Raw genomic sequence first — 14,465 nt, 5'->3', positions numbered from 1 at the left:
GAGGGCTTAAATCTAGGGGAATGTGCACTACGAGGGCTTAAATCTAGGGGAATGTGCACTACGAGGGCTTAAATCTAGGGGAATGTGCACTACGAGGGCTTAAATCTAAGGCTTCGTGCATAAAACGGCTTCGATCTCGAGCCTCGTGCGCGTCACATGAACAGATAAGCGGTCTCAACGCAGTGGTGCCGGCGTTCGGAATGATCCGAACACCGGCACCTCGTGCAACTCAGGCGTTGGGAGCAGCCCGGCCGGGCTACAGCTTATTGACGGGCCCGTCTCGACTGGACAGAGCAGCTGCTCAGCCGAGCCTGAGCGTGCGGCTACTTTTGGGCGTACTGCCCGACCAGCATCATGAAATCACCGATCTGAGCACCGAACTCCGGCGCACCTTCCATGATCAGACGCTTCTGTGCAGTCAACGCCAACATGTCCGCTGTCTGCAACAACACGCCGAGCGCCGCATCCAGGTCGGTGAAGCGCATCGTGAAGAAGGGCTGCGACCGCTTGTATGCGCCGCGCGCAGAACGGGTCTTGCCCGCCTTGACACGGATGTAGCCAGCCAGATCATCGCGGCCATCTACCACCAGGGCGTAGACACGGTCAGGTGACATCTTCGCCCATTTCGCCACCTCCGGGTGTCCAGCCTTATTGAGCTGGCTGATACCCGACGGCAGCAGGTAGAACATGAGCTTGACCATCAGTGCCTTGGTTTCCTCATCAGCCGGCGGCTCCGAAGCGCTGAGCAGTTTCTGCATCTTGAGCAACCCCATGACTACGGGAACAACCCAGTTCAGGTGATGCACGTGACGGAACTGCGGTAACTTCATCGACGTGCCTTTGAAGAAGGCGTTGAAGTGATCGATATCGTTGAACGCCAACTCCACAGTCGGTTCGTCTTCACTGGGTCCAAGCTTCACCGAGATGTCACCCTCGTCGAAAACGAGGTGAGTGGCCCACTTGTCGCCCTCGTGCGGGAAGGAAAACTGGACGATACCGGTCTTTTTGGCGAACATCTTGTGCAGCGAGGTCTCCTCGATGATGACTTTCAGCAAGGGGATCGCACTGTTCAGGAAGATCTTCGCAGTGTAAATAGCTTCTTTATCCATGGAGTGTCGCCCTAAATCTCATCCGCCCAGTCGTCGTCTTCTTCGAAGTCCATCTTGAGCAGTTCATGGACCGCCGTGACGACGCCGGCAGTATCGATACCGTGGTAGGCCATCAGGTCTTCCTGCAGGCCAATGGGGGAGAACTGGTCTGGAATTCCCAGACGCTTGAACGCGCAGCCCATACCGGCAGATGCGATGACTTCCGAGACCGCGCCGCCCAGACCGCCGATGATCGAGTGATCTTCCACGGTGATGATGCGTCGAGTGTCGTGAACGGCCTTGCGTACCGCTTCCTCGTCCAGCGGCTTGATCGTGTGCATGTCCAACACGCGCACCTTCACGCCGTCAGCGGCCAGTTCGCGGGCTGCTTGAACCGCAGAGAAGACTGTGCAGCCACACGCAATGATCGTCGCGTCGGAGCCGTCGGCAAGCTGAACAGCCTTGCCGATCTCGTAGCCGTAGTCTGCCTCGCGGTACACGATCTGGTCGAATCCGCGGTTGATGCGGATGTAGACCGGGCCTTCCATCTCGTAAGCGGCCTTGACTGCGTTCGCAGTCTCCATACCGTCAGCAGGTACCAGCACGGTCAGGTTCGCCAGCGACCTCATGATCGCGATGTCCTCGATCGAGTGGTGCGTGGAACCGGCCTGGCCGAACGAGGTGCCCGCGTGGGAGCCAATCATCTTGACGTTGAGGTTCTGATAGCAGATATCGGTGTGCACCTGGTCAAGGGCGCGGCACGAGTTGAAGATCGCGAACGAGGATGTGAACGGAATCAGTCCGCAGCTCGCCATGCCGGCCGCCACGCCGTACATGTTCTGCTCAGCGATGCCCAGGTTGTAGAAGCGATCTGGGAATGATTCCATGAACGTGCCGATCTTGGTGGATTTGGCCAGATCAGCGGTCAGAACAACAATCCTGGGATCGTCTTCGCCAAGTTTGGACAGCATCGCGCCGTAAACTTCAGCGGTTGACAGTTTCGTGGTGTCAATACTGGTGTAAACAAGGCCTGCCATCTTACTTCTCCTCCAACTTGGCTAGACGTTCGGCGTGATACTTGTCGAGGCTGGCGAACGCCTGATCGCGCAGCTCGTCGTTGATTGCGCCGTAGTGCCACTTGTAGTCACCGGCAGCGAAATCAACACCCTGGCCTTTCACCGTGTTCAGCACGATGCAGGTGGGCTTGTCTGTTGTGTTCTTCGCCGTTTCGAGGGCGTCGATGATGGCTGCGTGATCGTGACCATCAATGCTCAGTGTGTTGAAACCGAAGGCTGTCCACTTGTCGGCAAAGGGCTCGAGCTTCATGACGTCCTCGGTCGGGCCGTCAATCATGGCCTTGTTGCGGTCCACCATCACGACAACGTTGTGCGCGTTGTAGTTGGCGATCGCCATTGCGGCTTCCCAGATCGACCCCTCGTTGCATTCGCCGTCACCGAGCATGCAGTAGGTCATGAAATCTTTCTTGAGCTGCGTTGCCGCCAGACCCATACCCAGCGCGATCGACAGGCCGTGGCCGAGCGATCCGGTGGAGGCATCCAGGCCGTTGACCTTGTTGCAGTCCAGGTGGATGCCGAGTTTTGATCCTGTCAGGTTGAAGGTCTTCAGCTCGTCGTGGTCAACGAATCCCAGGTCGGCCAGAACCGTGACGAATCCGATTCCTGCGTGCCCCTTCGACATGACGAAACGGTCACGATCCTCCCACTTGGCATTCTTCGGATCAATGTTCATCACGTGGTAATACAACACTGTGACTGCATCGATCATGGAGAGTGCGCCGCCGAGGTGGCCGGAGTGCGCGTGGTAAACGGTATCGACGATATCGTGACGCAGGAAATTTGCTTTATCCTCGAGTCGCTTGAGCTCGTCTAGTGATACGGGCATCGTAGCTCCTTTACTACTTTTCTCATATGTGCTGTCAGTCTGCACGCCTGCCTCAGACGTGCAGGTAAACGGGTGAAGATCAGGTGTTTCTGAAGACAGGCCGCCGGTGCGGACAGGTGGGCGGGTGCTGGCTGCATGGCCAGGCGGGCCGCGCCTGTCCGCGCCGATGGGCTTGCCTACAGGATCAACTCATCTTCCTGGGTATGCAGTTCCTTGAATGCTTCTCTTGCAACGTCCCACGTGAACTCAATGTCCTCATCGGTCAGTGAGCAGTTGATGAAGTGGTTGTGGTGGTTGGTGAAGAAGACTCCGCGTTTGACGCAGTTGCCGACGAACGCCTGGTGCAGCATTGACGATGGGTCATTATCCAGGCGCATGAACCACATGGACGGCTCACCGGTCACGACCAGTTTGTAGCCTTCTTCCTCAGCGACCTTCTTTAAGCCTTCGGTCAACTTGCGACCTTTATCTTTCATGACCGTGGCACCGTCGATTTCCTTCATGATTGTCAGGCATTCGATCGCGGCAGCCATCGGTGCTGCCGACAACCAGTAGCTGCCTGTGTAGAACACGGAGGAAGCTGCGGCTTTAAGCTCGTCAGATCCGCACAGCGCGGAAATGTTGAACCCATTGGCCAGAGCCTTGCAGAAGCAAATCAGATCAGCCTTGAAACCGTAGTGGTAGTCGCTGCCTCGTTCGTCCAGGCGGAAACCGCATCGCACGTCGTCGATAATCAGCACGATGCCGTGCTTGTCGCACAGCTCGCGAACTTTCTGCCAGTATCCCGGTGCCGGAAGCTCATTGTCCACGAACGTGGGGTGGTAGTACGGCGTGGAAATGATGCCGGCGATCTGGTTCGGATACTTCGCGATCGTCTTTTCGAGGGCGTCGATATCGTTGAACGGCAGGTCAATGACGTTGGCGAGGTCAGCGTCGGTGATGCCGGCGTACCCAACGTACTGCATCCACTGCGCCACGCCGTGGTAGCCACCGAAGAAGCGGATGATCTTGTCACGCCCGGTTGCGGCGCGCGCGGTCAGGACCGCCATATTCGTCACGTCGCCACCGTTCTTGGCGAAGAACGCCCAGTCGGCGCTGGCGACCTCATCGACCAGCAGTTCAGCAAGTTCGATCATGCGGGTGGTCGGAAGCGTTGTGCAGTTGCCCTGCTCAAGCTGCTTGATGAAGGCTTCGTTGACTTTTGGATGGTTGTAGCCCAGTACGTTGGGGCCGTACGCACACATGTAGTCAATGAAGCGGTTCCCGTCCACGTCCCAGATGTAGGAATCCTGGGCGTGATCAGCGTAGAACGGGTAGTCCTCGATCGGAATGAAGCAACCTTCGGAGGGGCCGAGGTGTCCGTAGATGCCGGCGGGAATCACCTTCGTGGCGCGGTCGAACAGCTCGTGGCTCTTGGGGTATTCATATGTGTTCATCGGGTGCTCCTCCTACGCCAGATATGTCTGGACTTGGCCCAGCAGCTTGTTGAGATTGTCGATCATGGCGATTCGCCCTCGAATCTTCAGGCGACTCTTCCCCAGGCACGCAAATGAGTCGAGCTCACCGCTCAAAATGCCCTGAGCTGTCTCAATCGAATCGAACGACATCAGTGCGCTGATGGGGCGGATCCGGCCCTGGCTCAAGCTCAGCGCGCCGCCCTCGGCATGGATCGTCAGTTCGGGGCCGTCCTCAACGTGGACCAGAATGTTGCCATCGGGGATGCGCCCCGCGTTCTTCTTACCGTGATCGTCATAGCGGGCGATCGGGCCGAGCGCGGAAAAGGCGACGTTGGCCGTCAGGATCGTTGAAATTCGTGAGAATTCCGGGTCCTTGAGAGCTTCGGGTGTGGGGCGCAAGAACTCCGTGAGCCGATCGGTGATCTGCGTGAACTCGTCCGTCAGGAACTTGATATGAGTGAAGCCCTTGATTGGGATCGGGTTCGCTTTCCCGTCAATCATGCCGTTGAAGTGCTTGGATGATGCAAACACCAGTGAAATCGTCGGCTTTGTTTTTGGCTCGGTCGTTGCGGTGCAGGATCCGTGGTCGAAGATCAAAGTCAGTGGTTGAATACCGGGGATGTGGAAATCGACACTCGTATCAGAGTTCGCCACGATGGAGCGTGCGCGCGAGTCGAGCTCGCACAGCTGCTCAATATTTCGCAAGACAGCGTGAAGATAAACCGCCGCCTTCACTTTCTGCTGATTAGTCATAGTCACCTCATCGTTGAAATCACTCAGGCCCATTCCTGACGACTTCCTAGCACAGGAGGTCTTGTATCCAGTTGTCGCATGTTCGAGGGCGTCTCCGGCAAGCCCCCACCGTGGAATGAGTGGGAACTCAATGCCGCTTCGTTTCAGATTACACTGCCGGGCGCCCTCGGCACGGCAAGTTGAAAATAAAAAGTTGACGAGTTTTCCGCGACGGGTGCGCGCGGGTGCTGGTGGGTACGAGGTCGCCGGGCGCGACCGCTCACGGACGCTGTGTGTGACCGTGGCGTCACCTTATCCCTGAGCCGTCCCTGAAAAAACCCTGATTTTGGGCGGGGGGTCGCAGAATGTTCGAGGGTGATCCTCCGCGCGTTCTACACTCAGTTTCGTCATGATGCGCACCAACGCCACGGGGATCTTGAGCCGAGGCTGACGTGCCAAGTCTCAAGGAGGATATATGGCAGGCCGGTCCAAAGGCGCGTTGGTGCTTTCAATCATCAAAGTCCTGGCGTGGGTGGTAATCGCCGTCGCATTCGTGAAGTTCGCATTCTTCCCCTCGGCCAACAAGCCCGAGGGTGACGCGCTGGATCCTGGCGCGCAATACGGACAGATGACAGTTCTGCCCGAAAAGGGCACGATCACGAACACGCTGTCGCTGGAAGGCACGATCGAACCGGTCGCCGCCACGTCGGTGAAAGCCACCATGATGGGCGAAGTGACTGAGGTGTACGTGCAAGATGGCCAAAACGTTGCCAAAGGCGATCCGATTCTGCTGATTCAACGCGAAGAAACGGGTGAAGACCAGCAGGGCGTCGATGAAGAAGGCAATCCGACCGTCATCCCGGGTGAAAAGTATTGGAAGAGCGAAGTGGTCTATGCGCCGGCAGACGGTGCGCTCGCCTTGAATGCGCTGGTTGAACAGCAGTTCAACGTGGGGGATCCGATCGGCTCCATTCAGCCGCCTACCTTTGTTGCCAGCGCGAGCCTCACACCCGACCAGATGTACCGGATGCAGCAAACACCTGAAAAGGCGACGATCACGATCAAGAACGGTCCGGCACCGTTCGAATGCACGGGGCTTCGTATCGATACGCCCAAGGCGTCGGGACAGGATTCCGGGTCTGTCCCCAAGATGGATGGCAATTCAGGTTCAACTCAGTCAGGCATTCGCGCCACGTGCACCATTCCCGGTGACCAGAAGGTGTTTGCCGGCCTGCAGGTGACGATGGATGTGGTTGCCGGTGAAGCAGCTGACGTGATGACGCTGCCGGCAACCGCAGTTGAGGGACGCTTCCAGAACGGCTACGTCTACATGCCGACAGATGATCCGGCGAACCCGACGAAGGTGGAAGTCAAGCTGGGAATCACTGACGGCAAACGCGTGCAGATCGTCGAGGGCCTGACCGAGGATCAGGAAGTTCTCGAATTCATCCCAGGCCAGCAGCAGGAACAGGACATGTGTGACCCGATGACAGGTGAAGGGTGCTGACGTGGCACTGCTCGACATTCGTGACGTCACACGGACAGTTACGCTGCCCGATGGGGATGATCTCCACATCCTCAGGGGTGTCAATCTGACTGTGGAGCCTGGCGACCACGTCTCCATCGTGGGGCGATCAGGAACCGGCAAATCCACGCTGCTCAACATTATTGGACTGTTGGACAAGCCGACCAGTGGGACCTACAGCATTGACGGTGTTGATACATCGGGCCTGGGCGAGGGGAAACGATCAGCACTTCGAGGATCGTCCTTCGGCTTTGTCTTTCAGCAGTTCAACATTTTCAGTGCTCGAACAGCGCTGCAGAACGTGGAAGTCCCGTTGCTGTATGCGGCAGGCCGCCAGTTCTGGAACCGTCGCAACCTGGCGGCTGACATGCTCGAGCGGGTTGGCTTGGGCGACCGCCTTGACTCCTATCCCACGCAGATGTCGGGCGGTGAGCAGCAACGTATCGCCATTGCGCGCGCTTTGGTGCGCACGCCGCGCGTCATTCTGGCCGACGAGCCGACGGGCGCACTGGACCCGCACACCGGCCGCATCATTATGGAACTGCTCGAAGACGTGGCTGCGGAAAACAATGCCGCCCTGATCGTCATTACGCACGACATGAATGTGGCGGCGCGAGCGAGCCGCGCGTATTCCCTCTACGACGGCATCCTGCACAATGTTGACGATTTGTCTGAGCACACCGTTGCCGCCGTTTCAGACGGGGTGCCCGTCATGTCGCAGGATGCTGAGCGCAGTCAAATACCCCAGTCGCCCTCGAACATGCCAATGAGCAACGAGGGTGAGGCTTCGGCCGCGCCTGAACTGTGCGACGAAGAAACAGACACAGCCACCATTGAGGAAGTGACCGTCACGGAGGACGGGGAACCGCATGAAAATGAGGTGACGCCATGAGGATCCTGAGCCAGATTGTAGGCGCACTCGTCGAAGCGTGGGGTGAGGTGCGCGTGCAGAAAGCGCGCGTGATCCTCTCCCTGGTGGGTGTCGTGGCAGCTGTTGCCGCCATGTCAACGGTAATTGCGTTGGGTGACATGGTCGGGCAGGCGGACAAGGAAATGAATGAAGCGTTCAACGGCCGGGATATTACGCTGCGGCTCATGCCGCAAAAAACCGGAGACGGCGGTGGCGACACTGCGGGCGCGCCACCTGGTGGCGGCATGGTCGTGGGAAGCGGTGGCGCCGTGGCGTATGCCGAAGACGCGATACCGGATTCAACTGAGCCGGAAGACCAGGACCAGATGGGCTGGTCCGATCAGGCGACCGGTATCGTGGCCGACCCGGTGTCTACCGCCATGAAAACGCTGGCGGACCGCTTCTCAATTCCGTACTGGTCACGACTGGAAGATTCCCCCATTCAGATCGAAGAAGTCGATCGAGCCCAGCAAACCGGGTCGTTCCGCGGGGTTCCGGTTGTGGAGCCTAAATACGGATTTGGAGGATTGGCACTGCAGGCGGTGGATCCGAATTATCAGGTGCTGTTCCGCCTGAAGCCTGTGCAGGGACGCTGGCTGCAGGACAGTGACATCAACCAGCGGGTCAGCCCTGTTGTTATCAACAGTATTTTGTGGGAATACCTGGGCAAGCCCAACATTGCTGACCCGATTGTGCTGAACGTGACCGGCAAGCAGACACAGCAGCTGCGTGTAGTCGGAGTGGTCAGGGCGAAATCCGCCTGGGATCAGCCCATCATCTACATGCACTACGACGCCTGGCAGCTGACCAAACCACAGGACACGGCCGACCCGACAATGGCACGAGGCATCGGAGGTTTTCCGACGATGCTGGTGTGGAGCGGTGAAGACCAGGTCGACCAGGCACGCACCGAGCTGCCCGCGGCTCTGAGTGCGATTCTGGGTCAGGGCTGGCGCGTGGATGTGAGTGGCGGCGAGCAGTTCGAAAGTGTGCAGGACCAGACTCAGACGCTGCGCCTGATAGTCATGATCATCGGCGCGATCGTCATCTCCCTGGGCGCATTGGGCTTGCTGAACGTGGCGATCGTGACGGTGCGTCAACGTATCCGGGAAATCGGCATCCGACGCGCAATGGGTGCCTCGGCCGGCAGAGTCTTCTTCGCCGTGTTCATGGAATCAGTGGTCGCGACCTTTGTTGCAGGCATAATCGGGGTAGGCATTGCGATCGTGATCCTGCAGTTCATTCCGCTCGAGTCAATGGACATCATATTGCAGGACCGACCGGCGTTCCCCACTTCCGCGGCCGCCGCCGGCGTCGGGATCGCATCTGCAGTTGGCGCTCTGTGCGGCATTATTCCGGCAGTGGCAGCCATCCGGGTGCGCCCGATCGACGCGATTCGCTACTAATCAGCTACCAAGGGACTGCCTTCTGTGCAGGCCGTCCTGACCGCAAGAGCGGGCTTTATGCGGCCCTCTAATGGGCGGTCAGCGCTCTAGTCAGGCAGGCCATACGTTCCGCGTCGATCCACTTCGATCAACCCGTCATTAACGAGGGAATCCACCACTTGCACTGCCTGGCCGGCTGGAGCGCCGGGCAAGGTGGCCGCTTGAATGACTGCATCGCGGCCGACGCGCTCCGCTGAAGAAACATGAGCATCACGCAGCAGCGCCATGACGCGGCCACGAGCCTGACGGTCGGTTCCCGCCCACGCCTGGCCGCGCGGTTTGACCGCATCGGCAGGCTGACCGTCAGCAAGCCATCGGCACCGCTCACTGATCGGGCATTGATCGCACAGCGGTGCGCGCTGCGTACACACCAGTGCGCCAAGCTCCATGATGGCCACGTTCCACAAGGCGCAAGCGTCGCCCTCGTCAGGAAGTAATGACCATGCGCGATCCTGTTCGGCTCGTGAAGGGGCCGATTTTCGGGCGAACTGGCGGCCGTCAAAAACGCGAGTGAGGACCCGACGAATGTTGGTGTCCAGTACAGGGACACGTTGGTGGAACGAGAAGGATGCGACAGCTGAAGCGGTGTAGGGACCGATTCCCGGCAGTTCCAGCAAAGCATCCATATCGGCCGGTACACGCGAACCGGGGCGGTTGGCGATCACCTGAGCGCATGCATGCAAACGCAGGGCTCGCGACGGGTAGCCCAGGTGGTCCCACGCCACCAGAACATCGGAGCGCCTGGCACGGGCCAGATCAACAGGCGTGGGCCAGCGTTCCATCCACCGCTCCCAGATCGGCTGAACACGCGGGATCGGGGTCTGCTGGCTCATCACTTCAAAAACCAGGGTGGCCCACGGGCTGACATGGTCAGAACGCATCGGAAGGTCACGCCGATTGTGCCTGTACCAGGTCGTTACCGCGTCAAACATGACTACAGCCTACGGGCAAGTTGTCGTTCAGTTGGAGCTGGGGCGCCGACGTGGGACAATCAACACATGCTCCTGAGTGACCGTGACATTGCTGCCAGCCTGGATTCGGGGCGGATCAATCTCGACCCGCTCGACCGCTCGATGATTCAGCCCGCCAGTATCGACGTACGCCTCGACCGGCTCTTCCGCCTGTTCAACAACCACCGCTATTCGGTGATCGATCCGGCGGCCGACCAGTCAGACCTGACACATCTGATTGATGTGGGACCGGATGACCCGTTCGTGCTGCATCCCGGCGAGTTTGTGTTGGGAGCCACCTACGAGCAGGTCACCCTGGCTGATGACATCGCCGCGCGCCTGGAAGGCAAGTCGTCGCTGGGCCGGCTCGGATTGCTGACGCACTCGACTGCAGGGTTCATTGACCCCGGATTTTCTGGCCATGTGACCCTGGAGCTGTCGAACACGGCGACGATGCCGATTCTGCTGCACCCCGGCATGAAGGTCGGACAGCTGTGTTTCTTTGATCTGTCCTCGCCCGCGAAGAACCCGTACGGATCAGCTGCGGCCGGCTCCCACTATCAGGGCCAACGCGGGCCGACTCCGTCCCGCACGCATGTGCGCTTTACCCGCACCAGAATCGAGCGTGGGGCTGATGACTGACACGTCATCACCTGGCAGTGGCGCAGAGGCACCCTCGTCGCACAACACTGCGCCTGGCCGACCCACGCGCATTTCAATTCATGACCGCTTCGCCCAGGCGGACCGCCGTGTTGAAAAGCGTGCAGAGCAGCAGGGGGAGGCTGCCGACGCGACCGAAAGTGAACGGGCCGCGCAGCGCGAGGCACCCAGCCTTCTGGCTGACACGTCATTGACGGCGCTGAGCGGCCTGAACGTTTTGACGGATTCGTTCCGCATTGACGAGGGGGGCCGCGCGGCCCGCGATGACTCGGGAGCACCGATCAGTGCGCCGCTGACACGCCTGGAGGACCCGCACCCACTCGACGTGGACAGTGCGCGTGAGCACCATGTGCTGTTGCTCAGCCCGGAGGTCGACCCCGAAGAACTCGAAGCTCTGGCAATTTCTGTGTGGGATGACGCCGGATGGGCCGGGGCAGGAAACCTGACGCTGTGCCAGTCCGCGCGGCTCAATGGCCCGTGGAGTGTGGATGCGGCGACTCGCGCCGAGCTTGGATCGGGCGCGGACCTGACGCGTGCGTGGATCCTGAATTGTCCCGCGTCACGTGGGAAAGCTCCAGATGAGGACATGAAAGAGCGTGACAGGTGGGCGCGCGCATTCCCAGACGGCATGCCGATAGGACTGGAGTACAAAGTCTTGCTGGTCCTGTATCGCATGGCTCGACGCCTGGGTGGTGCGCTGCGCATCGCGACCGACACGTCCGGTGATGTCATTCAGCCTGACCCGGATTCGGCAGTGGGGCTGACCCTGTATTCGAGGCGCTGGCTGGACCCCGATGAACTGATGGCGCTGCTGCACAGGGATTTCCCAACGGTGGTTGACTCGCGGGAATTGGGTGTCAGGCAGCAGCGCCGCCTGACACAGCGTGAAGTTGAAGCTGCGCGCGCGATCCAGAGCTCAACGCCGGCATTGAGAGAAGACATCGCTCAGAGACTCAAACGCGACCGAGCCGAGGCGGCAACCCGCGACCAGGTGCTTGACGGTTACTGCCTGGTCGCGCCGGCTGGTAACCGGTCTGAGTTTTCCTGCGAAGTCACCGTCACGCGCGACATTCCTCGAGTCCTGCGCTGGGAAATATGGGAATCACAGTCGGTGATCTGCTACAGGCTGCACTGGTTGAACCATGCGGATCTGAAAGTGCATGCGCCGACGAATATGCTCACCCGGACAGCCAGGCTTGAGCGGGCACGTTCCGCACGCGACATTGAGCGCGCCGCCGGATTGATCGTCTCCGCAGTGGGTGGCTTCGTGGTTGACGAGGATGACTTCCTGGTCGCAATGAGCGACCAGGGCGACTAACACACCTGCAGACCTGTTCCACTGGTGCTAGGTGATGGCGCCGTCGTCTCCGGCTGCATCGCGGTGACGGTGGACGCCCTCGAGCAGCAACACGGCAACGTCCTTGACTTCAGGCATATTCTCACCGTGCGCCGATCCCAGCATCTGCGAGCAGTAGGGGCACGCAGTTGCCACGACGTGTGCTCCGGATTCACGCGCCTCATCCATGCGGTTATCCGCAATGCGCGTGCCACGTGTTTCCTCCATCCACGCCCGCGCGCCACCTGCACCACAGCACATTGCACGCTCGCGGTTGCGCGGCATCTCCACCATGTCCACACTCGGCAGTGATCCCAGCAGCTCCCGCGGTGCCTCAAAGAGACGGTTGTGCCTGCCCAGGAAGCAGGGATCGTGATACGTAATCGTCTGGTGGCGCTCACCGGGTGCGGGCGGCAGGGGAGTAAGCCTGTTCTCGCGCACCAGACGGTTCAGCAACTGCGTATGGTGGATTACTTCGAAAGTGCCGCCCAGCTGCGGGAACTCTCCGGCAATCGTGTTGAAGCAGTGAGCACACGTCACAACGATCTTCCTCGCGTGAGCCTCGTTCAACGTGTCAATGGCGGCGCTTGCCAGCATCTGGAACAAGATCTCATTGCCGGCACGACGCGCCGGATCCCCAGTACACGACTCGGCGGATCCAAGCACCCCGAACGTCACGCCAGCGGTGTGCAGCAGTTCGGCCAGCGCGGCAGTGGTCTTTTTCGCGCGATCATCGTACGCGCCTGCGCATCCGACCCACAGCACGTACTCCACGTCATCGGCAGACTCAATATCCTCTCCGATCACCGGTACCTCGAAGTCCAGGTTCTTCGCCCACTCCAGACGCTTGCGAGCCGACTGGTTATACGGATTTCCCTTCTTTTCCATCCCGCGGAACGGGCGCGCCAGGTCGCGCGGGAATGCAGACTCCATCAACACCTGGTGGCGTCGCAGATTCAAGATGTCGTCAACGTGTTCAATATCGACCGGGCATTGATCCACACACGCACCACACATCGTGCAGTCCCACAGGACACCCTCGTCAATGACGTCGGGAACGAGTGGCCCGTCGGTGTCGCGCACCCCAAGCGGACCGGTCGCACCAGAGGATGACAAGGCGTGCAGGACGTCGCTGGTGTGCGGGGAGGGAAGGACGCCCTTTTCGATCAGGGTCTTGTCCTCACCCGGGTCAATCTCCTCAGGTACGTCCATGTCGGTCAGTTCCACGCGCGAAACAGATTCCACATGGTCGCGCAACGCCAGGACGAGCAGTTTAGGAGACAGCGGTTTTTCCGTGTTCCACGCCGGGCACAATTCCTGACAGCGGCCGCATTCGGTACAGGAATACAGGTCCAGGCGCTGCTTCCACGTCAGGTCCTGCGCGGTTCCCACGCCGAGCGGCACGTCATCAGGCAGGTCGTCGAGGCGGTCCAGGTCAGTCAGCGGCTCGCCATCAACGAGCATCGGCGCTGCCGGCCCCAGTGACTTCGCGCCGTCGGCGTTGCGCCGCGCATACAGGTTGACGATGGCGAGGAAGCGGTGCCATGCCACACCCATTGACGTCTGCACGCCGATTACGACCATCCACAGCATCGACACAAGAATCTTCAGCAGACTGACCAGCACAATTGCCGTGGCGAGCGTGGAAGGAGCCGCCGAGGATGCCAGCGATCCAATCCAACCGGTCAGCGGATAGTGCCACCACGACGCATCGCCTCCATCAGCAACGACGTGGGCGGCCTCCAATCCGCGCAACACCACCACGCACCCGCACACGATGACAATGACCCATTCAACGAAGAGGGCCTGCCAGCGGGTCGAACCGAAGAAACGGGACGTGCGCTTACGCAATGGTGTGTCGGCCGGAAGCGGCTTGGGGCGGTGTCCGCTCCGGTAACGGATCACCATCAACACGATGATGGCCAGCAACCCGGCCCATGCAAAAATATCGACGAGCCATTGCCACGGCGCCCACGTGCCGATCAGCGGCAGCGACCAGCGAGGGTTGCGCAGATGCGCATAGCCACTGAGCAAAGTCAGGAAAAGCAGGGGGAAGGAGACCATGACAAACCAGTGCGCGACTTTCACGACTGGTTTGTGTGTGAACTCGCGGTGCGTGATGATCGCGGAGAACATCGTCCACAGGCGTTTCCCGACAGGGCGCATCCTCGTATGATCGGGCTGGCCCTGTGAGAACTGGCGAACCAGATGGGCGATGCCTCGGCCTAGTGACACCAGGGCAATCAGAGTGACCAGCCAGGCGAAAACCCATGAAACCGTGACGATGACGGGAGAGGCCATGTGAGTTTTTTCCTCCTGGAATGATCGGTCTGTTGATCCTGATGTGTCTCATTATCCTCTCACGCAGAGCCCCTCGCGCATGCGACCGATCAGCTCTGCCCGTGGCTGAGGCCTTTTGGGCAGGGCACGCAGATTATCAGCAGGTGCATTATCCTAGAA

12 protein-coding genes are annotated in these 14,465 nt (G+C 59.8%); 5 read left to right on the top strand and 7 right to left on the bottom strand.

All coding sequences use genetic code 11. The features are described 5' to 3' along the window. Window positions 1-323 precede the first annotated feature (323 nt). The 5 genes from QP093_RS04710 to QP093_RS04690 all read right to left on the bottom strand — a co-directional run bounded on the left by QP093_RS04710 (window position 324) and on the right by QP093_RS04690 (window position 5,200). The gene (locus QP093_RS04710) at window positions 324-1,109 is read right to left on the bottom strand and encodes a hypothetical protein (RefSeq protein WP_070727851.1); all 786 of its coding nucleotides are present in this window, start codon (window positions 1,107-1,109) and stop codon (window positions 324-326) included. 11 nt (window positions 1,110-1,120) lie between these two features. Further along, window positions 1,121-2,125 carry a transketolase family protein gene (locus QP093_RS04705; RefSeq protein WP_058237358.1) on the bottom strand — a complete coding sequence of 335 codons (1,005 nt, stop codon included), beginning with the start codon at window positions 2,123-2,125 and terminating at the stop codon, window positions 1,121-1,123. 1 nt (window position 2,126) lies between these two features. Next, window positions 2,127-2,990, bottom strand: a complete 864-nt coding sequence (locus tag QP093_RS04700; RefSeq protein WP_058237357.1) for a transketolase — start codon at window positions 2,988-2,990, stop codon at window positions 2,127-2,129. 176 nt (window positions 2,991-3,166) lie between these two features. Beyond that, window positions 3,167-4,426, bottom strand: a complete 1,260-nt coding sequence (locus QP093_RS04695; protein ID WP_070727842.1) for an aspartate aminotransferase family protein — start codon at window positions 4,424-4,426, stop codon at window positions 3,167-3,169. A gap of 12 nt (window positions 4,427-4,438) precedes the next feature. Next, on the bottom strand, window positions 4,439-5,200 hold the full coding sequence (locus tag QP093_RS04690; RefSeq protein WP_141757418.1) for a hypothetical protein: 762 nt from the start codon (window positions 5,198-5,200) through the stop codon (window positions 4,439-4,441). Window positions 5,201-5,654: 454 nt separating this feature from the next. Between QP093_RS04690 and QP093_RS04685 the strand changes: the two genes are divergently transcribed. The 3 genes from QP093_RS04685 to QP093_RS04675 are packed head-to-tail and all read left to right on the top strand — an operon-like array spanning window position 5,655 to window position 9,020. Further along, window positions 5,655-6,686, top strand: a complete 1,032-nt coding sequence (locus QP093_RS04685; protein WP_070727836.1) for an efflux RND transporter periplasmic adaptor subunit — start codon at window positions 5,655-5,657, stop codon at window positions 6,684-6,686. Window position 6,687: 1 nt separating this feature from the next. Then, on the top strand, window positions 6,688-7,596 hold the full coding sequence (locus QP093_RS04680; RefSeq protein ID WP_285015059.1) for an ABC transporter ATP-binding protein: 909 nt from the start codon (window positions 6,688-6,690) through the stop codon (window positions 7,594-7,596). Continuing rightward, on the top strand, window positions 7,593-9,020 hold the full coding sequence (locus QP093_RS04675) for an ABC transporter permease (protein WP_285015058.1): 1,428 nt from the start codon (window positions 7,593-7,595) through the stop codon (window positions 9,018-9,020). The genes QP093_RS04680 and QP093_RS04675 overlap by 4 nt, the downstream gene beginning before the upstream one ends. Before the next feature lie 86 nt (window positions 9,021-9,106). Here the strand turns inward: QP093_RS04675 and QP093_RS04670 are convergent, their stop codons facing one another. Next, window positions 9,107-9,991: an HhH-GPD family protein gene (locus QP093_RS04670; RefSeq protein WP_285015056.1), complete on the bottom strand. Its 885-nt coding sequence runs from the start codon at window positions 9,989-9,991 to the stop codon at window positions 9,107-9,109. Between the two features lie 66 nt (window positions 9,992-10,057). Between QP093_RS04670 and dcd the strand changes: the two genes are divergently transcribed. Next, entirely contained in the window at window positions 10,058-10,651 is a 594-nt protein-coding gene (dcd, locus tag QP093_RS04665; RefSeq protein ID WP_285015053.1) for a dCTP deaminase, read from the top strand. Then, a complete protein-coding gene (locus tag QP093_RS04660; protein WP_285015051.1) occupies window positions 10,644-11,987 on the top strand; it encodes a PRTRC system protein E in 1,344 nt (447 codons plus the stop codon). The genes dcd and QP093_RS04660 overlap by 8 nt, the downstream gene beginning before the upstream one ends. Window positions 11,988-12,014: 27 nt before the next feature. Here the strand turns inward: QP093_RS04660 and QP093_RS04655 are convergent, their stop codons facing one another. Continuing rightward, window positions 12,015-14,306 (bottom strand): (Fe-S)-binding protein, encoded by a 2,292-nt coding sequence (locus tag QP093_RS04655; protein ID WP_285015047.1) that lies wholly within the window; start codon window positions 14,304-14,306, stop codon window positions 12,015-12,017. Window positions 14,307-14,465: the final 159 nt, after the last annotated feature.

It is taken from the genome of Pauljensenia sp. UMB10120 (assembly GCF_030212035.1).
Taxonomy (GTDB): domain Bacteria; phylum Actinomycetota; class Actinomycetes; order Actinomycetales; family Actinomycetaceae; genus Pauljensenia; species Pauljensenia radingae_A.
The sequence above is the reverse complement of the archived record's forward strand: the minus strand, read 5'-3'. Positions and strand labels throughout refer to the sequence as shown.